The organism is uncultured Microbacterium sp. (assembly GCF_947489255.1).
Lineage (GTDB): Bacteria > Actinomycetota > Actinomycetes > Actinomycetales > Microbacteriaceae > Microbacterium > Microbacterium phycohabitans.
Genome location: NZ_CANLCY010000002.1, coordinates 59,453 through 85,110, shown reverse-complemented (window position 1 = coordinate 85,110; position 25,658 = coordinate 59,453). Strand labels below are relative to the sequence as shown.

The window sequence follows — 25,658 nt, the reverse complement described above, 5'->3', positions numbered from 1 at the left end:
CTCAGCTCCTCACTCTCGGGTCGAGGGCTGCGTAGAGCACTTCGGACAGGGTGGACGACAGCAGCACCAGGACCGCGACGAACAGGGTCGATCCGGCCACCGCATTGATGTCCTGCTGGGTGACGGCGTTGAGCTGGAACTGGCCCATCCCCCGCCACGAGAAGACGATCTCGAGCATCGTCGAGCCGGCGATCAGGGTGCCGAAGCTGTAGGCGAAGAACGTCGACATCGGGATGAGCGCGATGCGCACGCCGTGACGGAAGAGCGCCTGCGTCCGCGGGAGCCCCTTGGCGCGGGCCGTGCGGATGTAGTCGGCGCCCAGCACGTCCAGCATCATGCTGCGCTGGTAGCGCGAGTATGACGCGGCGCTGATGAGCACGAGCGCGATCGTGGGCAGCAGGAGATGCACGGCGCGATCGGCGACGACCGGCCAGAAGCCCTCGATGCCGGCGGTGTACTCACCGGTGAAGCGGATGACCTGCGTGCCGAGGGCGTTGTTGAATCCGGTGGCCGCGATCATCAGCAGGACGCCGATGACGAACGTCGGCGTCGCGAACACCAGGTACGAGGCGTACGTGGTCACCTGGTCGCTCGCGCGGTACTGGCGAACGGCCCCCCACACGCCGATGAGGACGCCCACAACGGCCCCGATGAGCGAGCCGATGAGCAGCAGGCGCAGGCTCGTGCCGGCGCGGGCCGAGATCTCGGCCACGACGTCCTGACCGCCGATGGTCGACCCGAGCGAGAACTTCGTGAACAGGTTCACGAGCCAGTTCCACAGGCGCACGAGGATCGGCACGTCGGGGTTGGCGCCGAGGGCGTTCAGGCTCGCGATAATCGAGTCCTCCGGCGGACGCGGGTTCATGCCGTAGAAGCGGTCCTGGGGTCGCAGGAGCGCACTGCCCAGCACGTAGGCCAAGCAGGTCGCCAGCAGGCTCAGGACGGCGTAGTTCAGGAACCGTCGCAGAACGTACAGCGTCATGACGAGCGCGAACCCGTCCGGAACGTGTCGGTGGTCTGCATGATGGTGGTCCTCTCGCCGTCGAGATCCCCGCCTATTCGTTCGCCTGGCTAAGGATCTTCAGAGACCCTACGTCGGCTTCTTCGCGGAACGTGTGCCGGGGGAACACACTTTTCACGACCGTAACAAAGCCCTTACATGGCGGTTTGTCACGAGCGGTGGAGTCGAGCGCAGCACTGCGCTCAGCGGACACCGCCGGAAATGAACAAAGCGATAATAACCCAGGCGATGAGAACTGCCAGGGAAATCGCCGAGGGAATGTCCCAGAAACGACGGACCACTCCGTCGGACGCTGCGCCCGGGCGCGCGGACTCCCACGCGTCCTGGATCACCTGCAGATCACGGATGGCCGGGGGCTCGCGGCGACCGCGATCGTCGTCGCGGCGCAGCGGAGGCCGCCCCGGGCGACCCGCCACCGGGCCGCCGAACGCCTTCACGACTCGCGGCTCGTCGGTGGTCACCTCGAGCTGCCAGCGCATGTCGATGTCGCTCACCCGCGCCCAGGCGATCTCGGTGATGCGCAGCGGATTGTGGATCCGGATGCCGCGGGCGTCGATGCGCACGTGCGGGGCGAACAGCAGGGCGTAGACGCCCCAGAACGCCAACAGCACCCACGGTGCGAGCAGCAGCATCTCTCCGACGCCGGCGCGCAGCGCGGCATCCCCGAGGAGGACGACCGCGAGCACGGCCCCGAGCACCAGCCCGAAGACCGACGACGGGGCGCGGAACACCCGTGGGTGCTCCGCGCCCCGGAAGCGCTCGTCGCGCGTCACGCGCCGCCCAGCTGGAGGGAGGCGCCGGGGATGGCGTCGAGCAGACGCTGCGTGTACTCCTGCGACGGCTGCGCGAAGATCTCGTCGACGGTCCCCTGTTCGACGAGCTTGCCGCGCTCCATGACGCACACCAGGTCGGCGGCGACACGGACGACGGCGAGGTCGTGCGTGATGAACAGGTACGTCAGGCCGAGCTCGGACTGCAGTTCCGCGAGCAGCTGCAGGATCTGCGCCTGCACCAGCACGTCGAGGGCCGAGACGGCCTCGTCGAGCACGAGGATGTCGGGCTTGAGCGCGAGCGCGCGCGCGATCGCGACACGCTGGCGCTGACCACCGGACAGCTCGTTCGGGTAGCGCGAGGCCAGCTCCTGCGGCAGGGCGACCTGCTCGAGCAGCTCCTCCACACGGGCGCGCCGCGACGCGTTGTCGCCCACCTTGTGGATGTTCAGCGGCTCGGCGATGAGGTTGCCGATGCTGCGCAGCGGGTCGAGCGAGCCGTACGGGTCCTGGAAGACGGGCTGCATGCGGCGACGCAGGGCGAAGGTGTCCTTCGCGCTGAGCTTGCCGGTGTTGACGCCGTCGACCTCGATGGAACCCGAGGTGGGCTCCTCGAGCTTGAGCACCATCTTGGCGATGGTGGACTTGCCCGAGCCCGACTCCCCCACGAGCGCCAGCGTCTTGCCGCGCGGGATCTGGAACGAGACCCCGTCGACCGCGCGGAACTGCTCGCTGCGGAACCCGCCCTGGCGGATCTTGTACTCCTTGACCAGATCGGTCACCTTCACGGTGGCCGGGGCGTCGAGGTCGGCTTCGTGCAGGATGCCGCGGTCCTCGACCTTCGCCTGGATGCGCTGCGACGCGATGCTCGGCGCCGCGGCGACGAGCCGCTGGGTGTACGGGTGCTGCGGGTTCTCGAGGATCTCGCGGCTCGGACCGGACTCGACGATCTCGCCCTGGTTCATCACGACGATGGTGTCGGCGCGCTCGGCGGCCAGCCCCAGGTCGTGCGTGATGAGCAGCACCGAGGTGCCGCGCTCCCGGGTGAGGGATGCCATGTGGTCGAGGATGACGCGCTGCACCGTGACGTCGAGAGCCGAGGTCGGCTCGTCGGCGATGAGGAGCTTCGGGTCGGCGGCGAGGCCGATGCCGATGAGCGCGCGCTGGCGCATGCCGCCCGAGAACTGGTGCGGGTACTGGTGCAGTCGGCGCTCGGCGTCGGCGAGGCCGGCCTGCTTGAGCACCTCGATCGCGCGCTTCTCGACCTCCTTGCGGCCGCTGGCGATCCCGTTCGCGCGGATCGCCTCCTTGACCTGGAAGCCGATGCTCCACACCGGGTTGAGGTTGGACATCGGGTCCTGCGGGACGTAGCCGATGTCCTTGCCGCGCACCGACTCGAACTGCGTCGGGGTCAGGTCGGTCAGCTCGCGCCCGTCGAGCGTGATGCTGCCGCCGGTCACGTGGCCGGTCCCGGGCAGCAGCCCGATCACCGCCGAGGCGGTGGTGGACTTGCCCGAGCCGGACTCGCCCACGATGGCCACCGTCTGACCGGGGTACACGTCGAGGCTGACGCCGTGCAGGACCTGGCGGGAGCCGCCCTGGCCCTCGAAGGCGACCTTGAGGTCGCGCACGGACAGCAGAGGCGTCATGGTGGCGTCGCTCATCGGCGGGCCCTCGCTCTCGGGTCGATGGCGTCTCGGATGAGCTCGCCCAGCATGATGAACGCCAGCACCGTCACGGTCAGCGCCAGCGACGGCCAGATCAGCGCGGCCGGCGCGACGCGCAGCGACTGCTGCGCCTGGCTGATGTCGTTACCCCACGACATCGTGTCGCCACCGAGACCGACACCGAGGAACGACAGGGTCGCCTCGGCCACGATCGCCGCCGCGAGGCTGATGGTCGTGACGACCAGCAGAGGGGCGATGGCGTTGGGGATGACGTGGGTCAGCAGCGTCTTGAAGCGCGACTGCCCGAGGGCCTGGGAGGCTGCCACGTAGTCGGCTTGACGCACGCGAAGCACCTCGGCACGCACGACGCGCGCCGTGGAGGCCCACGCGAACCCGCCGATCGCGAACGCCAGGGTGAGGACGTTGCGGTACTGCGAGAACACGCTCATGACGACGATCGCCGCGAGGATGTAGGGGATCGAGAAGAAGATGTCGCCGACGCGCGAGATCACCGCGTCGAGCCACCCGCCGTAGAAGCCCGACAGCGCGCCCATGATGAGGCCGATGATGGTTCCGATGGCGGTGGCGAGCAGACCCACCGACAGCGAGGTGCGGGCGCCCCAGACGATGCGGGAGAACGTATCGCACCCCTGGAAGGTGAACCCGAGGATGTGACCGGCCGTCGAGCCGCCGTTGCTGTTCGAGAGCTGGCAGTCGTTGTTCGGCGGCACCTGCGTGAACAGGGTCGGGAACGCGGCCATGAGAATCACGACGGCCATGACGGCCAGGGCGATCCAGAACGTCGGGCGACGACGCAGGTCGCGCCACGCGTCGAGCCACAGGTTGCTCTTGCGCGCGGCGACGCGGACGGCGTCGACCGAGATGGTCTCGGTCTTGATGGGGGCGACGTAGTGCGGCGCCGGGAATCGATTACTTGACATAGCGGATCCTCGGGTCAAGGAGACCGTACAGAAGGTCGACGACGAGGTTGACCAGCACGTAGATGATGACGAAGACGGTCACGAACGAGACGACCGTGGGGCCCTCGCCGCGGATCGTCGCCTGGTAGAGCGTGTTGCCGACGCCGGGGATGTTGAAGATGCCCTCGGTCACGGTGGCACCGACCAGCAGCACGCCGAAGTTGGTGGCGGAGTTGGTGATGACCGGGATGAGCGAGTTGCGCAGCACGTGCACGGGGATCACGCGACGACGCGAGAGGCCCTTGCTGTACGCGGTGCGCACCCAGTCCTGGTTGAGCGTGTCGATGACCGACCCGCGCATCAGGCGCATGCTCGTGGCGAAGAGACTGAATCCGAGCACGATGGCCGGCAGGATCAGATCGCCCCAGTCGTTCTGCGCGCCCACGGTCGGTCGGAACCACCCCAGCTGGACGGCGAGGAAGTACTGCGCGAGGAAGCAGGCCACGAAGATGGGCAGGGCGACGAACAGCAGCGCGACGACGAGCGCGACGTTGTCGAACAGCTTGCCCTTGCGAATGGCGGAGATCGTGCCGATGACGATCGCGAGGACGAACTCGATGGCGAGGGCCATCACGGCCAGGCGCGCGGTGACGGGCAGCGTGCGCGCGAGAACCTCGTTGACGGACTGACCCGAGAAGGTCGTGCCCAGGTCGCCCTGGAAGATGCCGCCGAGGTACAGGAGGTACTGGACGATGAAGGGCTGGTCGAGGTGGTACTGCGCCCGCAGGGCTTCGACGACCTGCGGGGCGGGGGTCTTGTCACCGAAGAGACCGAGGATCGGGTCTCCGGGCATGGCGAAGACCATGAAGTAGATCAGCAGCGTGGCCCCGAAGAACACGGGGAGCACCTGCAGCAGACGTCTGAGGATGTAGCCGAGCATCCGCTCTCTTTTCGAACGTGGGAAACGCCTCACCGGACGTTACGTGGGGGGCAGGGCTCAGAAGAGCCCGTGCCGTTCTACCACACGTCGTGATGAGGCCTGGCTGGCAGACCGCGAGGCGGTGACGAATCCGTCACCGCCTCGCGGCCAGAGATCGGAAGGGTTACTTCGTGATCTCGTAGTACAGCGGAACCGAGTTCCACCCGAACTTGACGTTGTTCACGCCGTCGGCGAAACCGCCGGTGACGTTGGAGTACCAGAGCGGGATGGCGGGCAGGTCCTGGAGCAGGATCTCCTGCGCCTTCTGGAAGTCGGCGTTCTGCGCGTCGACCTCGGTCTCGGCGATGCCGGCGGAGAGCAGGCTGTCGAACTCGGGGTTCGAGTAGTCACCGTCGTTCGACGAGGCGTCGGTCGCGTAGAGCGGTCCGAGGAAGTTGTACAGACCGGGGTAGTCGGCCTGCCAACCGGTGCGGAAGGCGGTCTGGATGCTGCGGTCGGTGATGGCCGAACGGGCTTCCTTGAACGTCGGGTAGGGAGCGCCCGACGCGTCGATGCCGAGGGTGTTCTTGATCGAGTTGGTCACCGCGTCGACCCAGGTCTGGTGTCCACCGTCGGCGTTGTACGCGATCTGGAAGGTACCGGTCCACGGCGAGATGGCGTCGGCCTGGGCCCACAGCTCCTTCGCCTTGGCCTCGTCGTACTTCAGCACGTCGGCGCCGGCGAGCGAGTCGGACCAGCCGTCGATGACCGGCGAGGTGAAGTCGCTGGCCGGGGTGCGGGTGCCCTGGAAGATCGTGCTGGTGATCTCTTCGCGGTTGATGGCCATCGACAGCGCCTGACGACGCAGCTTGCCCTCTTCGCCGCTGAAGTGCGCGAGGCGCTCCGGGATGGTGAAGGACTGGAACACCGCGGCCGGCTGGTTGACCGCACGGTCGCCCAGGTCGGACTCGAAGGTGGCCTGCGACGCGGACGGGATGGCGTCGATCACGTCGACGTTGCCGCCGAGGAGGTCGGCGTAGGCGGCATCCTGCGACGCGTAGAAGACGACCGTGAGGCCGCCGTTCGCGACCGTGCGGCCACCCTGGTAGTCGTCGTTCTTGACGAGGTCGATCTGCACGTTGTGCTGCCACGCGCCGTCGCTGGCGAGCTTGTAGGGGCCGTTGCCGACCGGGTTCTCACCGAACGCGGTCATGTCGTCGAACGCGGAGTCCGGCAGCGGGAAGAACGCCGAGTAGCCCAGGCGCAGCGCGAAGTCGGCCGCGGGCTTGGACAGCGCGATCGTGAAGGTGTAGTCGTCGACCTTCTGCAGACCCGTCAGCTCCGAGTCCTCGTCGTAGCTGAAGCCGACGATGTCCTCGAAGAAGTAGCTGTTGAGCTGGTTGTTCGACAGCAGCGCGCCGTAGTTCCACGCCTTGATGAAGTTGTCGGCCTTGACCTCGGTGCCGTCCGTGAACTTCTGACCCTTCTTCAGGGTCACGGTGAGGTTCTGCGCGTCGTTGGTGACGATGGACTCGGCCATGTCGTTCACCGGAGCGCCGTCGGCGTCGTAGTAGACCAGACCGGCGAAGATCGAGTCGAGGATCTTTCCGCCGCCGACCTCGTTGGTGTTGGTCGGGATCAGCGGGTTCTGCGGCTCGGAGCCGTTCGTCCGGATGATGGCCGAGGCGTCGCCGCCCGATGCCGAGCCGCTGCCGCCGTTGTCTCCGCCCGAGCAGCCGGCGAGCATGAGCCCGACAGCTCCCAGCAGGGCGAGACTGGACAGGGCAATCTTGTTGCGCTTCACAGTTCCTCCAGGGAAGGGATGATCGTCGCCCGGGCAGGGTTTTCACGCAGCACAAGATGCGGGGAAATCCGTTCGGGCAGGATGAGAACACATTAGGCACGTTTACCCAGGTGCCCCAAACTTCTTCGATAAACGTTACAGAGGATTTACTCGAGAGGCCCATGATGTGGCAATTTGACAAGTCGTCGCGCTCCAGGGGCCCCGCGGACTGGACATATCCTCCGACTTTGGCGGCCTCAGACCGCTACCGGCGGACGCGTCTGGCCTGGGAAATCGTTCTGGTGCTCTTGGTCAGCGTGGGCCAGTCCGCGATCTATTCGGTGGTGTCGTTCGTGAGGGCGGCGACCCGGGCGCCGATCTCGCAGCAGCAGACGCAGCTGAACCCTTCGCGCAGCGCCGAACCGCTGTGGGACGCGATCTACCAGTTCCTTGACATCTTCTTCTCGCTCGCTCTGGTCGCGCTCGCGCTCTATCTGCTGTGGGAACCGGCGAACAACGCCCTGCGCCGGATCGGCTTGGACTTCCGGCGCTTCGGCTCCGACCTCGCGCGCGGGCTGCTGCTGGTCGCGCTCATCGGCGCTCCGGGCATCGGCGTGTACGCGATCGGCCGTGCGATCGGTCAGAGCATCGCGGTGGTCCCGGCCCCGCTGGACTCCTCGTGGTGGGTCGTCGCCCTGCTCGTGCTGGCGGCTCTGCGGGCCGGCTTGACCGAGGAGGTCATCTTCCTCGGCTATCTCTTCGACCGTCTGCGCCGGCTCGGGTGGTCGTGGACGGGGATCATCGTCTCGACCGCGCTGCTGCGCGGCAGCTATCACCTCTATCAGGGCTGGCCCTCCGCGCTCGGCAACGTGGTGATGGGTCTCGTGTTCGGATGGTGCTACAAGCGCTGGGGCCGGGTCATGCCCCTCGTCGTGGCGCACACGGTGATCGACATCGTCGCCTTCGTCGGGTATCCGCTGGCTGCGGCCTGGTGGCCGGGGATCTTCGCCCCGCCCGCGTCCACCCCGACGCCCACGGCGACGCCGTCGCCGACGGCCTGAGGCCCCGCACCGGAAGGTCGGTCGCGCACCGTCCGCGGACGGCATCCGTGCTCCGACGTCAGCGCTGGGGCGGGGACCAGGTCCAGAACGCCGGGGGCACTCCATCGGGCTCGGAGGTGTAGGCCACTCCCCCGACGCCCTCGGCGGCCACGACCGCGCCCGTGCGCTCGAGCAGCGGCACTCCCGCGTAGGCGGCGAACAGCGACCGGTCGATCTCCTTCGCCTCGGCCAGCACGTCGACCGGATCGGTGTGGACGGTCAGCTCGTCGAAGAGCTCGTTCGTGTTCGCCCCCTCGATCCCCTCGGCGATGCGGTCGCGCGCCGAGCGGTAGAGGCTCTCGTCCTCGCCCACCCAGGCCAGAGTGGCATCCGCCTCCTCCGGCGTGGTCGCGAGACGGACGGCGATTCCGGCACGCGCACCCATAGACACCAAGCGGGGGAAGACCTGCGCGGAAACGTCGTCGGTGGTGTCGTAAGCCACCCGGAGCACCGCTGCTCGGTCGCCCAGGGCGCTGCGCGCTCCGTCGACGTCGCTCCCGGTGCCGGGGGCGCCGTTGCCGGAGACGAGGTCGGCGTACAGCGAACCCGCCGCGGGCGACGACAGGAAGGACTGCAACGGCTGCGCATCCGGGCGCACCGCGCCCAGGACGTCCTGCACGAGGGAGGAGCGGTCGATCGCCAGCGTCATTGCCTGACGGAGATCGGATGCCGTCCCCTCGGCGAAACGCAGGTGCAGCGTCTGGGTGGTCGGGCCGACCTGCACCTGATAACCGGCATCCGTCAGGGTCTTGTTCTCCGCCACGTCGATGTCGCCGACGTTGGCCACGTCGACCTGGCCCGCCTCCACCGCGGACAGCTGGGCTGCGCGGTCGGCGAAGAAGCGCACGGTCAGCTGCTCGAGCCCCGGGAAGTGCGCACCCTGGTACGAATCGCGGCGCGCGAGCTCGACCGTGTCGGCGGTGATCTCGGTCACGGTCCAGGGCCCTGCCGACACCACGCTCGCGGGATCGGGGGTGGAGCCGGGGGCGACGTCGAACCCGGTGTTCCAGGTCTGCGCCGCGGCGAGCAGCACGGGATTCGGCGTGCGCGGCTGCTCCGGATCGCCGGCGGGGGTGGTCAGGATCGCGGTGAGCAGATCCTTCACGCTGACGCCCGCGCGCTGCGCGACGACGTGGACGGGCCGGTCGAGCAGCCACTGACGGTTCCAGTCGGCGAACGGCTGCTCGTACGTGAGGGTCAGGGTGTCGTCGGAGCGGTTGATGCTCGGACGGGTGGTACGCGCGTTCGGGTCCGCCGGCGCGGCCGTGTCGAAGTACCGCGTACCCGAGACGACCTGCCCGTTCGCGTCATACGTGGCGTCGTCGAAGTAGTGCGAGGTGACGGCCCACCCGAAGAGCAGGTCGTCGAGGGTGACCGGGGTCCCGTCCGACCACACGCGGTCGGAGAAGAGCTCGTAGCTCACCTTGAGCGGGTCGCCCTGCACGCGGGTGATGCGACCGAGGCCGTCGTTGGGCACCACCTGCAGGTCGCCGTCGAGAGAACCGAGCCGTTCGTCCAGGAGAGCGGAGAGCGCACGGTTGGCCGCCGTGTCGCCGGTCGAACTCGCCGCGTTGAAGCTCGTGAGCGAGCCGACGACACCGAGCGTGAGGCTCGTGGGCGCCTGTTCGACGGGAGCCGGGGCGGGCTCGGGAGCGGAGCAGCCGGCCAGCACGACGCCCGCGGCCGCGAGGAGGGCGAGCAGGCGCCCCGCGCCGCGCCGCGCCGCTGCGGGGCGAGATGCTGAGGGTCGTCGCCGAGTCGGTCGAGGAACGTCGTTCAGCCCGTGGTGCACAGGGGCACTTTACTAAACGCCTCCTGTGGGATCCCCGGGCCGCACGACGCGCTCGCCCCCTCGGCATCCCGCGCCATGACGGCGCGACGCCCCCGGCGGATCCGGATGCCGGACCCACCGGGGGCGTCGCGTGGTGTCAGGCGAAGGCCTCCGGCGGAGGGCACGAGCACACCAGGTTGCGGTCGCCGTACGCCTGGTCGATGCGGCGCACCGGGGGCCAGTACTTGCCGCGGATGAGCGAGCGCACCGGGTACACCGCGGTCTCGCGCGAGTACGGGTGCTCCCACTCCCCCACGACCACCGTCTCGGCGGTGTGCGGGGCGTTCACGAGCGGGTTGTCGTCGGCGGGCCACTCCCCCGCGGCGACCGCGAGGGCCTCGTGCTTGATGGCGATCATGGCATCCACGAACCGGTCGAGCTCGGCGAGATCCTCGCTCTCGGTCGGCTCGACCATGAGCGTGCCCGCGACCGGGAACGACATCGTCGGCGCGTGGAAGCCGTAGTCGATCAGACGCTTGGCCACGTCGTCGACGGTGACCCCGGTCTGCTCCTTGAGCGGACGCAGGTCGAGGATGCACTCGTGCGCCACCAGGCCGCCCTCACCGGCGTAGAGCACCGGGTAGTGCTCGCGCAGGCGCGCCGCGATGTAGTTCGCCGACAGCACGGCGGCGGCCGTGGCCTGACGCAGTCCCTCGGCCCCCATCATGCGCACGTACGCCCACGAGATCGGCAGGATGCCGGCGGAGCCGTGCGGGGCGGCCGACACCGGGCCGCCGTCGAAAACACCACCCGCGTGCTCGGCGCGCTGCGAGAACGGGTGCGACGGCAGGAACGGCGCGAGATGCGCCTTGGCCGCGACCGGTCCGACGCCCGGGCCTCCCCCGCCGTGCGGGATGGCGAACGTCTTGTGCAGGTTGAGGTGCGACACGTCGCCGCCGAGGTCGCCGAAGCGGGCGAAGCCGAGCAGGGCGTTGAGGTTCGCGCCGTCGACGTACACCTGTCCGCCGGCGTCGTGCACGGCCTGCGTGATCTCGAGCACGTCGTGCTCGTACACGCCGTGGGTCGAGGGGTAGGTGATCATCAGCGCCGACAGCTCCGCGGCGTGCTGCGCGATCTTCGCGCGCAGGTCGCCGAGGTCGACGTTGCCGGCCTCGTCGCACGCGACGACGACGACCTTCATACCCGCGAGGATCGCGGAGGCGGCGTTCGTGCCGTGCGCGGACGACGGAATGAGGCACACCGTGCGCTCGGCGTCGCCGTTGGCGAGGTGGTAGCCGCGGATCGCGAGCAGGCCCGCGAGCTCGCCCTGTGAGCCGGCGTTGGGCTGCAGCGACACCGCGTCGTACCCGGTGACCTCGGCGAGCCAGCGCTCGAGCTGCTCGATCATCTCGAGGTAGCCGCGCACGTCGGCCTCGGGGGCGAACGGGTGCACGCGCGAGAACTCCGGCCACGACACCGCCGCCATCTCGGTCGCCGCGTTGAGCTTCATCGTGCACGAGCCCAGCGGGATCATGCCGCGATCGAGCGCGTAGTCGCGGTCGGCGAGCGACTTGAGGTACCGCATCATCGCCGTCTCGCTGCGGTGCGCGTGGAAGACGGGGTGCGTGAGGTACTTGTCGTCGCGGTGCAGCGCGTCGTCGATACCGCGCAGCGCCTCCCCGGCGGGCAGGTCCTCGCTCGCGAGACCGAACGCCTCGAGCACGGCGAGGAGGTCGGCATCCGTCGTCGTCTCGTCGACCGAGACGCCCACGGTCGCGTCGTCGACCCACAGCAGCTGGTACCCGCGATCGCGGGCGCGGTCGACGACGTCCTGCGCGCGACCGGGCACGTGCACGCGCACGGTGTCGAAGAACGCGTCGCTTGCGAGGTTCAGCTCGGAGGAGCGCAGAGCGGATGCCAGGGCATCGGCCTTCTGCGCGACCCGCGTCGCGATCGCGCGGAGCCCGTCGGGCCCGTGGTAGACCGCGTACATCGCGGCCATGACGGCCAGCAGCACCTGGGCGGTGCAGATGTTCGACGTGGCCTTCTCGCGGCGGATGTGCTGTTCGCGCGTCTGCAGCGACAGGCGGTAGGCGGGGGCGCCGACGGCATCCTGCGACACGCCCACGAGGCGACCGGGCAACTGACGCTCGAGTCCCGCCCGCACGGCCATGTAGCCGGCGTGAGGTCCACCGAAGCCGAGGGGGACGCCGAAGCGCTGCGTCGTGCCCACGGCCACATCGGCGCCGAGAGCACCCGGCGACCGCAGCAGCGTCAGCGCGAGGAGGTCGGCCGCGGCGACGACGAGACCGCCGTGGGCGTGAACGGCGTCCGCGACGGCCGAGAAGTCCCAGATGCGTCCGGTCGCGCCGGGGTACTGCACGAAAGCGCCGAATGCTTCGGGCAGCTCGTCCTCGAAGGCGGTCTCGACGATGCGGATGCCGACCGCCGCGGCGCGATGGTGCAGCAGCGCCTTGGTCTGGGGCAGCGCGTCGACGTCGACGAGGAAGACGTCGGTCTTCGCCTTCGACGCACGACGGGCGACGAGCATGCCCTCGACGACCGCGGTGGACTCGTCGAGCATCGACGCGTTGGCGGTGGCGAGGCCGGTGAGGTCGGTGACCATCGTCTGGAAGTTGATCAGCGCCTCGAGCCGGCCCTGCGAGATCTCGGGCTGGTACGGCGTGTAGGCGGTGTACCACGAGGGGTTCTCGAGCACGTTGCGCGAGATCACCGACGGCGTGAGCGTGTCGTAGTAGCCCAGGCCGATCATGGGCCGCGCGCTGCGGTTGGCCGTGGCCAGCTCGCGCAGCTCGGCCAGCGCCTCGGCCTCGCTCGCAGCGACCGGGATCTCGCTCGACGCGCGCGGCTGCACGTGAATGGATGCCGGAACGGCGGTCTCGACGAGCGCCTCGACGCTGTCGTAGCCGACGACATCGAGCATGTGCGCCTGAGCGTCGGGACCGATGCCGATGTGGCGATCGGTGAACGCGGCCGGCGACCCGGCCTGCGTGCGGGGAGGGAGAAGGGTGCTCATGCGGTGAGGTCCTCGTAGGCGGCGCGGTCGAGCAGGTCGGCCGGAAGGTCGCCCTCGACGCGGATCTTGATGAGCCAGCCGCCGGCGAACGGCTCTGCGTTCACGAGCGAGGGGTCGTCGACCACGGCGTCGTTGACCTCGACGACGGTGCCGGTGAGGGGCGCGTAGAGCTCGCCGACCGACTTGGTCGATTCGATCTCGCCGCAGACGTCGCCGGCCGAGACCGACGAGTCCGCGCCGGGCAGCTCGACGAAGACGACGTCGCCGAGCTTGTCGGCGGCGAAATCGGTGATGCCGACGGTGGCGACGTCACCGTCGATCGAGATCCACTCGTGCTCGGACGTGTAGCTGAGGGCGGTGAGGTCGGTCATGCGTTTCTCCGATAGAAGGGAAGGGCGGTGACGGTCGCGGGGATGCGGGTTCCGCGCACGTCGATGGTCAGTTCGGTTCCGAGTCCGGATGCCGCGGGCGCGACGAACGCCATCGCGACGGGGTGGCCGAGGGTGGGGCTGAGGGCGCCGCTGGTGATCTCGCCGACGACCTCGTCACCGTGCAGCACGGCGTATCCGGCTCGACCGGCACGGCGGCCCGCCGAGACGAGGCCGACGAGCACGGGGGCGTCTGCGGGACCCGACGAGAGGCCGTCCTTGCCGACGAACGCCGTCTTGTCGACGGCCACCACGCGACCGAGACCGGCCTGGGCGGGCACGATGTCGCGGGAGAGCTCGTGGCCGTACAGCGGCATCCCGGCCTCGAGGCGCAGCGTGTCGCGCGCGGCGAGTCCGCACGGGACGAGTCCTCGGTCGGACCCCGCGGCGAGCGCGGCGTCCCACAGCGCGCCGGCCTGCGCGGTCGGGATCATCAATTCGTACCCGTCCTCGCCGGTGTAGCCCGTGCGGGCGACGAACAGCGGCGCCCCCTGGAAGGTCCCCTCGGTCCAGGCGTAGTAGCCGAGCTCATCGAGGGCGGTACCGGTGATCTCGACACCCGGGGTGGAGCTCAGGATGCCGCGGGCCTCGGGTCCCTGGAGGGCGATGAGGGCGTACTGGTCGGTGTCGTCGGTGACCGTGAGTGTTCCGGTCCCTTCGTCAGGCTCAGGGACCTCGGTTGCTGCGTCGGGAAAGTCGATTGCGGCGCTGCGGATCTCGATGGTGCGAGCGTCGGTCGCTGAGCCTGTCGAAGCGTCCGACGCGGGGGCTCCGGGCCCATCGACAGGCGCAGGGACCTCGGCCGACGCGGGGACCCACGTGCGCTGAGCCAGGTCGAACGCCGCCGCCACGGCATCCCGATTTCCGGCGTTCGAGATGACGAGGAAGCTCTCGTCCCCCGTGCGGTAGACGATGACATCGTCGACGATGCCGCCGCTTTCGGCGAGCACGAGCGAGTACTTCGCCTTGCCGATCTTCATGGTCGACAGGCGTCCGGCGAGCACGAAATCGAGGAAGGCCGCGGCGCGGGCACCCTCGACGCGGAACTCGGCCATGTGCGAGATGTCGAACAGTCCCGCGGCCTCGCGCACCGCGCGGTGCTCGGCGAGGTCGGAGGTGTAGCGCACGGGCATGTTCCAGCCGCCGAAGTCGGTGAACGAGGCACCGAGGGCCTCGTGCCGATCGTGCAGCGGCGACGTGCGCGGTGGAGCGGGGGTTTCGGTCATGAGTTCTGCCGTTCGCGATGACGGACAGACGCCGGTCGGCGCCTGGAGAACTCCCCCTCTGTCATGGGCCTGAGAGTTTCACTGCCGCGTTGCGGACGCGCAGCTTTCACCGTCGGCGGATCCGGCGCGGTGCACCCGGATCACTTTCCAGAGTGGCCCGATCGACGCGGTACGCGTACCTGAGAGATTGGCGGGGAGGCTTGCTCCTTCGGTGCCCGGCTGCGTTCGCCGGAGCTCTCCCGCATCGATCATGGGGCCGGTGTGGACTTGTGGGGTCAGCCTAGCGGAGCTTCGGTCGGCCTCGTGAGATGTTCAGCCGTTGTCCTGTTTGCGGATCTCGTCCGCGTCGCCGGGGACGCAGAGGGAGGTGCCGGATATGTAGTAATCGCCGGGGGCGGTGGAGAAGGACAGGCCCTGAACCGGGCCGCCCGTCGCGTAGACGACATATGCCGGGCTTTCTACGACGCGAACTTGCATGCCGAGCGACCGCCAATAGTCGGCGATGATCAGCGCATCGGCGGCGCGATCATTGTCGGGGGCAGGCGCGCCGTAACCGTACATGTAGTTGACGCGCTCGCCTCGGTGGGAGCCGCAGTTTCCCACCTCTGCTGCAGAATCGCGGTTCCATCCAACGGCATCGATTTTTGAGGCGCTGTTCTCGATAGTCCTGACGAGCGCATCGCGCGCCTGATCGGTGGTCATCACTACCTCCTGCGGCGCGACACACGCTGTCGCCAGAAACAAGGTGCAGGCCATCAAGATTGCGCCGCCAGCCATTACGCTAAGGCGTCTAGTACGACGCGCCATGCGACATCCCCTCAAACAAAGCCCGTTGGAACGGTGTCGGATCCGGCGCGATGTACGGCGAGATAAGTTCCGCGTGGCCGGTCGTAGCCAAGGCGACATTCCTGAGCGATTCCGTACTCTGGTCAAAATATCCTGTCCCTCCATCCGTCAGGACCCCGTGGTCGGTCACCGGTTGAAGCCCTCCCGACCCCGCCACGCTGAACGCGTGTCCTCCAAAACCCGGACTCATGGGATTCGTCGGGTGCTGTGGCGATATGCGCCCCGTCCACGCCCATTGATCGCCACCAGCCGGGTCTATCGCCCACACGTCCTGCGCCTGGCCGGAGAAGACGGCCGCGGCATGAATCGTCGACGCCTTGTCGACGGTCTCGGGGAGCCCGGCTGAGCCAAGGGTGACGAAGGAATCAACATTCACTTCACCATTTATCAACGCAAATGCCGCCGTGGTCGTGCCATACGAATGTGCGACGACGTTCACCCTCGCCCCGGGTCTCACGCAATCAACGGCAGCAAGATCGTGAGCCAGATTTGACCCGCCTCGCTGCGCAAGGTCGTTCCGCATGACGTCTAAGCCCCCTTCCTCAATCGGGACGGGTGGCGTCTCATATCCAATCCAAGCGACGACGGCCTGAGATCGCGTCGGATCCGCACGATTCTGTTGATCGAAGAGGTTTTTTGACGCGCGGGACCAATCGTCCATGTCCTCGGCGGTGGTACCCATGCCAGGAACGGCGTACGTGATGTTGTCAGCGGTATCGAGGTCGCCAAGAGCGATCGCGGCCAGCGGTGGGGAGTCAGAGGTCAGGGAGACGAGATGGCGGTCAACCGAATCATCGGGCACCACCAACGCAGCCTCGATCCCCTCCAACCCCGCCACCCGCGCCCGGGCGCGCTCGAGACGCTCGGCCACGGCCGACGCGGTGGCGTATCCCCCGACGAGTTCCCAATACGACGGAGTCTTCTCCGCCTCGGCGAGTGCGGCCCGCGCGTCGGCCAGCTGGGTGCGGAGCCACAGGCGGTTGGCTCGATCACGAGCGGCGTAGGCCACGCCGCCGAGGTTGCCGATGACCGCGGGCGCGGCGGAGATGAGAGCGTTCTGCTGCGCTGCCGACAGGGCGGCCCACCAGGGGGCGACCGCGGCGGGTTCGGCCTGCGCCAGGACGTCGGCGAGGGCGGGTTTCGCCCGCAGAACGGCCCGGAGGCTGGGGCCGTCGGCGCCCGCGAGCGCGTCGAGGATCTGCGAGGCCGAGGCGGTGTCGGCGAGGAGGGCCAGCCACTCCTCCGCCTGCAAGCCGGGCAGGGCGAGGGCTCGTCTCAGGGCCGCGGCCGCCGTCTGCGCCGCCTGGTCGAGCGCCCTGCGCGCATCGTCGAGGATCGCGCGGGCCTCAGCCCGGGGTTCGAGGCTGCGCAGCGGCTGCCGGTCTGCGGCGGGGAACCCGGGCGTCGCCGGCGCCGGGGCGGCGTCCATCGCCTCGGCGACGTCCCAGAGGTCGACGGCGTCACCGGCTCGTGCCCGCGCGGCCTCGAGCGCGGCGGCGTACTCCTCCAGGGCGAGCAGCCCCGCGCGGAACGCAGAGGCCATGGCATCCCACGGCGAAGCGGCGGCCGTGACGCGCCGCTCGTAGGCGTCGGCGGCTTCTCCGGCCCACTCCGGCACGGCGCGCAGCTGACGCAGTGCGGCCCCGGACTCCTCCGCGTCGGCGGCTCGGGAGCGCCAGAGGGCGATCGTGCGGTGCAGGCCCGCGAGGTCTCCGGGGATCAGGCGGACGGGGTCGCGGGACTGTCCGAGTTCCGCTCTCACCGGATGCTCCAATCGAGCGAGGAACCGAGAGCGCGGATCTCGTCGAGGGCGCCGCTCTCGTGGCTCTCGAAGAGGTCGGCGACCTCGCGCAGCCCCGCCGACAACGCGTCGAGCTCGCGCTCCCGTTCCGAGCGGCAGTCGTTCATGCAGGCGACGAACTCGGCCACGGCGAGCGAGAGATCGGGCTGGTCCGCGATGCTCACCAGCGGGAGCGGGCTCAGCCCCGCGGAGACCTCTTTGACCTTCGTCGCGGCTCGCCGCATCTCGTCGACGGAGACGGAGATGAGCGGCATGGCAGCGATCGTAGGGAGCCGGAGCGCTCCGCCCGGTCACCCTGTGGACAACTTCACCCGCGCGGGCGCGTGCCCTCGCGAACCTCACCGATCCGGCGGCCTGAACGCCGCGAGCCGCCGGCGTGCGGCCGACGCAGTTGCCGTCGTCGCGCGTCAGCCGCGCGTGCAGCTCCCGGATGCCACGGGCGTCGACAGGGCGTCGATCTGCGCCATGACGGGGAGCAATTCCGCGGGAGTCATGGCGTAGCCGACGTTGTCGTCGGTGTCGGAGCGGGCGAAGACGATCCCCGCGACCTCTCCCGTCGTCGTCAGCAGCGGACCGCCGGAGTTGCCGGGCCGCACGACACCGGCGATCGCGTAGATGTCACGGGGTGTGGAGGAGCCGTCGTAGATGTCGGGGACGGGGACGGTGCCCTCCGAGAGGATCTGCGCGCTGCCCGAGGTGAACGGACCGCCGCCCGGGTACCCCTGCACGACGGCAGCCGATCCCACGGCGAGGGTCGGCACGATCGGCAGGGCGGCGGCATCCAACCCGTCGACGGACACCACGGCGATGTCGTCGATCGGGTCGAAGTAGGTGACGCGACCCTCCCGCGCGGGCTGGCCCGGGAGTTCGACGAGCGGGGCGTCGACGCCCGCGACGACGTGCGCGTTGGTGACGATGCGGTCGTCGGCGACGACGAAGCCCGATCCGCTCGAGGTGATTCCGCACGCGTATGCGGTGCCCGAGATGCGGGCCACCGATTGCGCCGCCTGGGTCAGGGCCGGGTCGTCGAGGGCGATCGCCGGCGTGCTGGGCACGGGACCGATCTGGATGAGCGAGCCGAAGCTCGGGATGCCGCCGGCGAAGACCGTTCCGCGCAGGTCGGCGAGCGCGCCGCGCACGGGGGGCGGGGTGAGGTCGTCGATCGTGCGCACGACCGCGGAGGAGCCGAGGGCGGCCGACACGACCGGGAGTCCGACGGGGGTGAGGGATCCGGCGACGAACGAGATCGTGAGCGCCGCGGCGGCGACGTTGACGACGCCGCCGAGCAGCCGCTCCGGCACGCGCAGGCGGATGCGGTCGGCACCGCGGCGGAAGAACCCACCGACGGCACTGCCGAGACCCGAGCCGATCATGAGCAGCACGACACCGGTGAGGATCATCGCGGGCCCGCGCCACGCCGGGGCGGTGACCCACTGTCCGACGAACGGCGTCACCCAGTACGCGGCGACGGCGCCCACGGCGAGTCCGGCGAAAAAGCCGATCGTGGCGAGGAATCCGCGCGACAGGCCCACGATGAGAGCGATCGCCAGAAGGGCGATCAGAACGATGTCGATGATCGGCATCCGACCTCCTGAGTCCTCTTCGAGGCTAGGCGGCGCGTCTGGGAGAACGCTTCCGACGCGCGGCGGGCCGCCGGTGGGTCCCGCCCCTGCCCTCGAGAAACGCCGTCCCCGACGAGACACGCGGTGTCCCGCGATGTCTCGCGAGAATCGGTGTTCATCGCGCGGATGTCGGCGGATTCGCCCTTCGGGTCGGAATGACACTAAGATCGATCCCGGAGATATGGTCAACATGACACGAACCCCGCAGCCCGAGTCCCGCGACGCCGACGTGCGCGTCGCGGTGTCGACCGTCATCTTCAGCGTGCGCAGGGACGCCGACGACGAGGCGGTGCTCTCGCTCCCCCTCGTGCGCCGCACCCGAGACCCTTTCGACGGGCGGTGGGCGCTGCCCGGCGGATGGCTGGACGCGACCGAGGAGCTCGACACCGCGGCATCCCGGACGCTCGCCGAGACGACCGGCCTCACCCCCAGCTATCTCGAGCAGCTCTACGCGTTCGGGGCCGTGGACCGCTCCCCCACGCGCGTCGTGTCGATCGTGTACTGGGCGCTGCTGCGCTCCGACGAGGTCGACGCGCAGGTCGCCGCGCACGCCCGCGAGGGCGATGCGCCCGAGAACGTCGAGTGGTTCGACGCGACCGATCTGCCGACCCTCGCCTTCGACCACAACGACATCGTCGAGTACACGCTCTGGCGCCTGCGCAACAAGGTCGGCTACAGCCGCATCGCGCACGGGCTGCTGCCCGACGAGTTCACCCTCGCCGATCTGCGCGAGGTCACCGAGACGATCCTCGGCAAACGCCTCGACCCGGCGAACTTCCGCCGCCAGGTCGACACGTCCGACACGCTCATCCCCACCGATCGCTTCCGCACCGGCAGCCATCGTCCCGCCCGCCTCTACCGCTACAACCGCGACGTGGAGCTCGCCGACCGCGGCCCGCTCCCGTCCCGTCACTGATCGGAAACGCCCATGTCCGCCACACCCCTCACCCTGCAGCCCCGCCCCGCGATCGACCCGAGCGTCGACCACGTCATCCAGGCGATCGTCACGGGCGCGTCGACCGACGCCACCTGCACCACCGACCTCGCCGTGGGACCGTGGGACTTCGACACGCGGCCCGGGTACGGTCCGGGCTCGTCGATGGGCGACGTGATCCCCACCGGCGCTCCTCGCCAGGGCGAGCTGCCCCAGGAGTACCGCGACGCCTCCGACGACGAGCTCGACGAGCGCATCCGCACGGCGAAGGCCGCTCTCGGCGACCGCGTGGTCGTGCTCGGGCACTTCTACCAGCGCGAGGAGGTCGTGCGCCACGCCGACTACGTGGGTGACTCGTTCCAGCTCGCCAACGCCGCTAAGGACCGCCCCGAAGCCGAAGCGATCGTCTTCTGCGGCGTGCACTTCATGGCCGAGACCGCTGACCTGCTTTCACGCCCCGACCAGGCCGTGATCCTGCCGAACCTCGCCGCCGGGTGCTCGATGGCCGACATGGCCGACATCGACCAGGTCGAGGAGTGCTGGGAGCAGCTCGAAGAGGTGCTGGGCGACCTCGAGACCCCGGATGCCGAGGGCCTGGTCCCCGTCATCCCGGTGACCTACATGAACTCCTCGGCCGCCATCAAGGGCTTCGTCGGGCGCCACGGCGGCATCGTCTGCACCTCCTCGAACGCGCGGACCGTGCTCGAGTGGGCGTTCGCCCGCGGGCGCCGCGTGCTGTTCTTCCCCGACCAGCACCTCGGCCGCAACACCGCGAAGGCGATGGGGGTGCCGCTGGAGCAGATGCCGATGTGGAACCCCCGCAAGCCGCTCGGTGGGTCGTCGCAGGCGCAGATCGCCGACAGCCGCGTCATCCTGTGGCACGGCTTCTGCTCCGTGCACCGTCGCTTCACCGTCGACCAGATCGACAAGGCCCGTGCCGAGCACCCCGGTGTGCGCGTGATCGTGCACCCCGAGTGCCCGATGGACGTGGTGGATGCCGCCGACGAGGCCGGGTCGACCGACATCATCCGCAAGGCCATCGCCGCGGCGACGGAGCCCACGACCTTCGCGATCGGCACCGAGATCAACCTCGTGCAGCGCCTGGCCGCGCAGTACCCGCAGCACGAGATCTTCTGCCTCGACCCGGTGGTGTGCCCCTGCTCGACGATGTACCGCATCCACCCGGGCTACCTCGCGTGGGTCCTCGAGTCGCTCGTCGCGGGAGAGGTCGTCAACCGCATCACCGTCCCCGCCGACGTCGCCGCCCCCGCGACCGTGGCCCTCGAGCGCATGCTCGCGGCCAAGCCGAACGGCGCCGTGAAATGACCACCGTCGTCGTGGTGGGCAGCGGCATCGCCGGTCTCACGGCGGCACTGCACGCGCACGAAGCCGGATGCCGCGTCACGGTCGTCACCAAGGGCGCCCTGGTCGACACCAACACGCGCTGGGCGCAGGGAGGCATCGCGGCCGTGACCGCCCCGGGTGACACCGTCGCCTCGCACGCGGCCGACACCCTCACCGCCGGCGCCGGCTTGAACGATCCGGATGCCGTGGACGTGCTCGTCGGCGAAGGCCCCGCGCGCATCGCCGAGCTCGTCGCGCGCGGCGTCGCCTTCGACCGGAACGCCGACGGCGACTTCTCGCGCGGCCTCGAAGCGGCCCACGCCGTCGCACGCGTGCTGCACGCCGGCGGCGACGCCACCGGAGCCGCGATCCAGGCCGCCCTCGGCGACGCGGTCGGCGCCGCCGGCATCCCCGTTCGCGAGAACGCGCTCTTGCGCGACCTCGTCGTCGATCGCGGCCGGATCTCGGGCGTCGACCTGGCCGACGGTGAGCGCCTCGCCGCCGACGCCGTGATCCTCGCCACGGGCGGGGCCGGTCAGCTGTACGCGCACACGACCAACCCGCTCGGCGCCACGGGCGACGGCATCGCCGCCGCGATCCGTGCCCGCGCTGCCGTCGCCGACCTCGAATTCGTCCAGTTCCACCCCACCGCCCTCGCCGTCGGTTCCCCCTTCCTGGTCTCCGAGGCCGTCCGGGGCGAGGGGGCCGTCCTGATCGACGACACCGGGCGCCGCTTCGCCTTCGACGCCCATCCCGACGGGGAGCTCGCGCCCCGCGACGTCGTGGCCCGCGCCAACGCGCGCGCCATGGCCGCGCAGGATGGCCACCCCGTGCGGCTGGACGCCACCTCCCTCGGCGGCGAGCGCCTGTCGCAGCGCTTCCCCACGATCGATGCGGCCGTGCGCGAGCGCGGCCTCGACTGGGGCCGCGACCCCATCCCCGTGACGCCCGCGGCGCACTACCTCATGGGAGGCGTCGTGACCGACCTCGACGGGCGCACGACGGTGCCGGGACTGTACGCGGTGGGCGAGACGGCCCGCACGGGGGTGCACGGCGCCAACCGACTGGCATCCAACTCCCTGCTCGAGGGGGCCGTCTTCGGCGCACGCGCCGGTGACGCCGTCTCCCGTGACCGCGCCTGGCCGGTCTCGCCGACGCCGCCCGCCCGGACTTCGCCCGTCGCCGTCGACCGCGACGCCCCCGCGTTCTCGCGCGCTGCGCTGCAGCGCCTGATGTGGGACGACGCGGGGCTCGTCCGCGACGCCGCGGGACTCGATCGCGCGGCGTCGACGCTCGCGGCCTGGCGCGCCGCGGGACGCCTCCCCTCCATCGAGGACGACAACCTCCTGCTCGTCGCCGCCCACGTCGTGGATGCCGCCCGTGCGCGCACGAACTCCGTGGGCGCGCACCACCGCTCCGACGCCGCCGACTCGGCATCCATCCCCGCATCCCCGGAGGTCCTCGCATGCTGACCCGCGCCGCCATCGACCGCGTCGTCTCCGCCGCCCTCGACGAGGACGCCCCGTGGGGCGACCTCACCAGCGAGACGCTCATCCCCGAGAACGCCACGGCTCGCGCCGAGCTCGTCGCCCGCGTCGACGGCGTCTTCAGCGGAGCGGCGGTCTTCGCGGCCGCCTTCACCCTCACCGACGCCTCGATCACGGTCGAACAGCGCGTCGCCGACGGGGCGCGCTTCTCCCCCGGGGACACGCTCGCGGTGGTGACCGGGCCGGCACGCGCGGTGCTCACGGCCGAGCGCATCGGCCTGAACTTCGTGCAGCGCATGTCGGGCATCGCGACCCTCACCAGCCGTTACGTCGCCGAAGTCGCCCACACCGGCGCGCGCATCGTCGACACCCGCAAGACCACCCCGGGACTCCGCGCCATCGAACGGCAGGCGGTGCGCGACGGGGGCGGTCACAACCACCGCTTCTCGCTCTCGGATGCCGTGATGGCGAAGGACAACCACCTCGCCGTACTCACCGCGAACGGCCTTTCCGTCACGCAAGCGCTCGAGAGCGCCATCGCACGGCTGCCGCACACCACGCACGTCGAGGTCGAGGTCGACCGTCTCGAGCAGATCGACGCAGTGCTCGCCGCCGGTGTCGGCACGATCATGCTCGACAACTTCTCGCTCGACGACCTGCGCACGGGCGTCGCCCGGATCGCCGGGGCCGCTCAGGTCGAGGCCTCGGGCGGCGTCACCCTCGACACCGTCCGCGCGATCGCCGAGACCGGCGTCGACGTCATCTCGGTCGGAGCGCTCACGCACTCGGCATCCGCTCTCGACCTCGGGCTCGACATCCGCATCGAGACGGCGTGAGCCTCTACCTCGACAACGCCGCCACGACCCCCGTGCGCCCCGAGGTGCTCGAGGCCATGTCCCCGTACCTCACGCGGTACTTCGGCAACCCGTCGAGTCATCACGAAGTGGGCGAGGCGGCGGCGTCCGCCCTCGACGACGCCCGGTCGCGCGTCGCCGCCGTGCTCGGCGTGCGCGCGGGGGACGTGACCTTCACCTCGGGCGGGACGGAGTCCAACAACGCGGCGATCAAGGGCCTGGTGCTGGGATCGGGGAAGAAACACCTCGTCACGACGGCGATCGAGCACGAGTCGGTGCTCGCGTCGGCCGATTACCTCACGCGTCTGCACGGGGTCGCGGTGACCCACGCACCGGTCGACGACACCGGCACCCTCTCCCCCGACGCCCTCGCCGCGAGCCTGCGCGACGACACCGCCCTGGTGAGCGTGGGGTACGCCAACAACGAAATCGGCACGGTGCAGGACGCCGCCGCCCTCGCCGCCGTCGCCCACGCACGCGGAGTGCCCCTGCACCTGGATGCCGTGCAGGCGGCCGGATGGCTCCCCCTCGCCGGCCTCGGGGCGGATGCCATGACCGTCGCCGGCCACAAGATCGGCGCGCCGAAGGGCACCGGCATCCTGGCCGTGCGTGGGCGGCTGCCGTTCGAGCCGCTGCTGCACGGCGGGGGTCAGGAGCGCGGCCGCCGGTCGGGGACGCCCGATGTCGCGGGAGCGGTCGCGATCGCCACCGCCCTCGCCCTCGCCGAGACCGAGCGCGCGGAGGAGGCCACCCGGGTGGCGGCCATCCGCGACGCCTTCATCGCCCGGGTGCTCGCGCTCGTACCCGGCGCCCGGGTCACCGGTCACCCGACGCATCGCCTGCCGGGCACCGCGAGCTTCGTCTTCCCCGGCACCAACGGCGAGACGGTCCTGCTCGAACTCGAGCGTCGGGGGGTCGTGTCCTCCAGCGGCTCCGCGTGCGCCGCGGGCAGCGACGAGGCATCGCACGTCCTGCTCGCGATCGGGCTCGAGCACGACCTGTCGCGCACCGCCGTGCGGTTCACGCTGCCGCACGGTCTGTCGGCATCGCTCGATCGTGTAGCGGATGCCGTCGCGGAGGCCGTGACCGCCGTAGGATCGCGCGGGTGAGCTCCACCCCCGTCACCGTCATCGTCCCCGGCTACGACGTCGCCGAATACGCGGTGGAGGCTCTCGACTCCCTGCGCGCGCAGACCCACCCGCGCTGGACGGCGATCCTCGTCGACGACGCCTCGACCGATGAGACGGCCCGCATCTTCGCCGACGCCGAAGCCGACGACCCGCGCTTCCGTCTGCTTCGCCACGACGAGCAGCGCGGCCTGGGCGCCGCCCGTAACTCCGGACTCGCCCTCGTCGACACCCCGTACACGGCGTTCCTCGACGCCGACGACGTGATGCGCCCCGACGCCCTCACGCGCCTGGCGGACACGCTGGACCGCACCGGCAGCGACTTCGTCGTCGGCGCCTACGTGCGCCTGCGACCGGATGCCGATGGCCCCGACTACACCGCCGGAGAGGTGCAGCCGTGGGTCGCGGCCGCCACCGACCCGGCCCGGTCTGCGACGACGCTCGCGCAGCACCCCGCGGCATCCGGGAACATCGTGGCGTGGTCCAAGCTCAGCCGCACCGCCTTCTGGCGAGCGCGGGGGCTCCGCTTCCCCGAGGGCCGCTACTACGAGGACCAGGTGCTCGCCCAGCGCATGTACACCTCGGCGGCGGCGTTCGACGTCATCCCCGACGTCGTCGTCGAGTGGCGCCAGCGCCGCGACGGCGGCTCGATCACCCAACGCCTGGGTGAGATCGATGTGCTGCGCGACTACCTCGAGGCCCTGGGCGAGGGCATCGCCGTGCTGCGGGCCGCCGGAGCCGACGCCGCCGTCGCGGAGCGCGGGCGATTGGTCCGCACGCTGGACCTGCCGCCGCTCCTGCGCATCGCCGAGACGCACCCCGACGCCGCATACCGCATCGCGCTCGAGGCGTTCGTGGAGTCGCTGCCGGACTGAGCGGGGCGGGCCCCGCGGCGGGCGGGGGTGGTGACGCGGCCGGAGACCGCGGCCTAACGTGCGCAACGGCGGGTCCGGCAGGCGACACGCCGTGACCGGACGCCACCGGCCGGCGTGTCGGCGAGA

General features: G+C 70.2%; 21 protein-coding genes and 1 riboswitch. Of the genes, 7 read left to right on the top strand and 14 right to left on the bottom strand.

Annotated features, from left to right (window positions below; genetic code table 11):
• Position 1: 1 nt before the first annotated feature.
• The 6 genes from Q0818_RS04330 to Q0818_RS04305 form a co-directional block, all read right to left on the bottom strand.
• Entirely contained in the window at positions 2–982 is a 981-nt protein-coding gene (locus Q0818_RS04330) for an ABC transporter permease (protein ID WP_298871886.1), read from the bottom strand.
• Positions 983–1,203: 221 nt separating this feature from the next.
• Positions 1,204–1,794, bottom strand: coding sequence for a PH domain-containing protein (locus Q0818_RS04325; RefSeq protein ID WP_298871884.1), 591 nt, complete (start codon positions 1,792–1,794; stop codon positions 1,204–1,206).
• On the bottom strand, positions 1,791–3,455 hold the full coding sequence (locus Q0818_RS04320) for an ABC transporter ATP-binding protein (protein WP_298871883.1): 1,665 nt from the start codon (positions 3,453–3,455) through the stop codon (positions 1,791–1,793). Before Q0818_RS04320 ends, Q0818_RS04325 begins: the two co-directional genes overlap by 4 nt.
• Entirely contained in the window at positions 3,452–4,399 is a 948-nt protein-coding gene (locus Q0818_RS04315) for an ABC transporter permease (protein ID WP_298871880.1), read from the bottom strand. The genes Q0818_RS04320 and Q0818_RS04315 overlap by 4 nt, the downstream gene beginning before the upstream one ends.
• The gene (locus tag Q0818_RS04310; protein ID WP_298871878.1) at positions 4,389–5,318 is read right to left on the bottom strand and encodes an ABC transporter permease; all 930 of its coding nucleotides are present in this window, start codon (positions 5,316–5,318) and stop codon (positions 4,389–4,391) included. The genes Q0818_RS04315 and Q0818_RS04310 overlap by 11 nt, the downstream gene beginning before the upstream one ends.
• 163 nt (positions 5,319–5,481) lie before the next feature.
• Positions 5,482–7,101, bottom strand: a complete 1,620-nt coding sequence (locus Q0818_RS04305) for an ABC transporter substrate-binding protein (protein ID WP_298871876.1) — start codon at positions 7,099–7,101, stop codon at positions 5,482–5,484.
• Positions 7,102–7,265: 164 nt separating this feature from the next.
• On the opposite strand from Q0818_RS04305, the gene Q0818_RS04300 reads away from it, so the two are divergent.
• The gene (locus tag Q0818_RS04300; RefSeq protein WP_298873126.1) at positions 7,266–8,141 is read left to right on the top strand and encodes a CPBP family intramembrane glutamic endopeptidase; all 876 of its coding nucleotides are present in this window, start codon (positions 7,266–7,268) and stop codon (positions 8,139–8,141) included.
• Between the two features lie 58 nt (positions 8,142–8,199).
• Here the strand turns inward: Q0818_RS04300 and Q0818_RS04295 are convergent, their stop codons facing one another.
• From Q0818_RS04295 to Q0818_RS04260, 8 genes are all read right to left on the bottom strand, one after another.
• Positions 8,200–9,972 (bottom strand): ABC transporter substrate-binding protein, encoded by a 1,773-nt coding sequence (locus Q0818_RS04295; protein WP_298871874.1) that lies wholly within the window; start codon positions 9,970–9,972, stop codon positions 8,200–8,202.
• 136 nt (positions 9,973–10,108) lie between these two features.
• Positions 10,109–12,988 carry an aminomethyl-transferring glycine dehydrogenase gene (gcvP, locus tag Q0818_RS04290; RefSeq protein WP_298871872.1) on the bottom strand — a complete coding sequence of 960 codons (2,880 nt, stop codon included), beginning with the start codon at positions 12,986–12,988 and terminating at the stop codon, positions 10,109–10,111.
• Positions 12,985–13,359 (bottom strand): glycine cleavage system protein GcvH, encoded by a 375-nt coding sequence (gcvH, locus tag Q0818_RS04285; RefSeq protein WP_298871868.1) that lies wholly within the window; start codon positions 13,357–13,359, stop codon positions 12,985–12,987. Before gcvH ends, gcvP begins: the two co-directional genes overlap by 4 nt.
• Complete coding sequence (locus Q0818_RS04280) at positions 13,356–14,642, bottom strand: glycine cleavage system aminomethyltransferase GcvT (RefSeq protein WP_298871866.1); 1,287 nt, start codon at positions 14,640–14,642, stop codon at positions 13,356–13,358. Before Q0818_RS04280 ends, gcvH begins: the two co-directional genes overlap by 4 nt.
• Positions 14,643–14,799: 157 nt before the next feature.
• A riboswitch (glycine riboswitch) is annotated at positions 14,800–14,894 on the bottom strand.
• A gap of 60 nt (positions 14,895–14,954) precedes the next feature.
• Complete coding sequence (locus Q0818_RS04275) at positions 14,955–15,344, bottom strand: hypothetical protein (protein ID WP_298871864.1); 390 nt, start codon at positions 15,342–15,344, stop codon at positions 14,955–14,957.
• Between the two features lie 88 nt (positions 15,345–15,432).
• Entirely contained in the window at positions 15,433–17,250 is a 1,818-nt protein-coding gene (locus Q0818_RS04270) for an alpha/beta hydrolase (protein WP_298871862.1), read from the bottom strand.
• Positions 17,247–17,543: a hypothetical protein gene (locus tag Q0818_RS04265; protein WP_298871859.1), complete on the bottom strand. Its 297-nt coding sequence runs from the start codon at positions 17,541–17,543 to the stop codon at positions 17,247–17,249. The genes Q0818_RS04270 and Q0818_RS04265 overlap by 4 nt, the downstream gene beginning before the upstream one ends.
• Before the next feature lie 153 nt (positions 17,544–17,696).
• Positions 17,697–18,872 (bottom strand): MarP family serine protease, encoded by a 1,176-nt coding sequence (locus Q0818_RS04260; RefSeq protein WP_298871856.1) that lies wholly within the window; start codon positions 18,870–18,872, stop codon positions 17,697–17,699.
• A 220-nt stretch (positions 18,873–19,092) separates the two neighbouring features.
• On the opposite strand from Q0818_RS04260, the gene Q0818_RS04255 reads away from it, so the two are divergent.
• Genes Q0818_RS04255 through Q0818_RS04230 form a run of 6 tightly spaced genes read left to right on the top strand, consistent with a single transcriptional unit; the run spans position 19,093 to position 25,532 of the window.
• Entirely contained in the window at positions 19,093–19,827 is a 735-nt protein-coding gene (locus Q0818_RS04255; RefSeq protein WP_298871853.1) for an NUDIX domain-containing protein, read from the top strand.
• A gap of 12 nt (positions 19,828–19,839) precedes the next feature.
• Positions 19,840–21,171, top strand: a complete 1,332-nt coding sequence (gene nadA, locus Q0818_RS04250) for a quinolinate synthase NadA (protein WP_298871850.1) — start codon at positions 19,840–19,842, stop codon at positions 21,169–21,171.
• On the top strand, positions 21,168–22,661 hold the full coding sequence (gene nadB, locus Q0818_RS04245; protein ID WP_298871848.1) for an L-aspartate oxidase: 1,494 nt from the start codon (positions 21,168–21,170) through the stop codon (positions 22,659–22,661). Before nadA ends, nadB begins: the two co-directional genes overlap by 4 nt.
• Positions 22,655–23,512 carry a carboxylating nicotinate-nucleotide diphosphorylase gene (nadC, locus tag Q0818_RS04240; protein WP_298871845.1) on the top strand — a complete coding sequence of 286 codons (858 nt, stop codon included), beginning with the start codon at positions 22,655–22,657 and terminating at the stop codon, positions 23,510–23,512. Before nadB ends, nadC begins: the two co-directional genes overlap by 7 nt.
• Positions 23,509–24,639, top strand: a complete 1,131-nt coding sequence (locus tag Q0818_RS04235; protein WP_298871844.1) for a cysteine desulfurase family protein — start codon at positions 23,509–23,511, stop codon at positions 24,637–24,639. The genes nadC and Q0818_RS04235 overlap by 4 nt, the downstream gene beginning before the upstream one ends.
• Positions 24,636–25,532 carry a glycosyltransferase family 2 protein gene (locus Q0818_RS04230; RefSeq protein ID WP_298871843.1) on the top strand — a complete coding sequence of 299 codons (897 nt, stop codon included), beginning with the start codon at positions 24,636–24,638 and terminating at the stop codon, positions 25,530–25,532. Before Q0818_RS04235 ends, Q0818_RS04230 begins: the two co-directional genes overlap by 4 nt.
• Positions 25,533–25,658 lie beyond the last annotated feature (126 nt).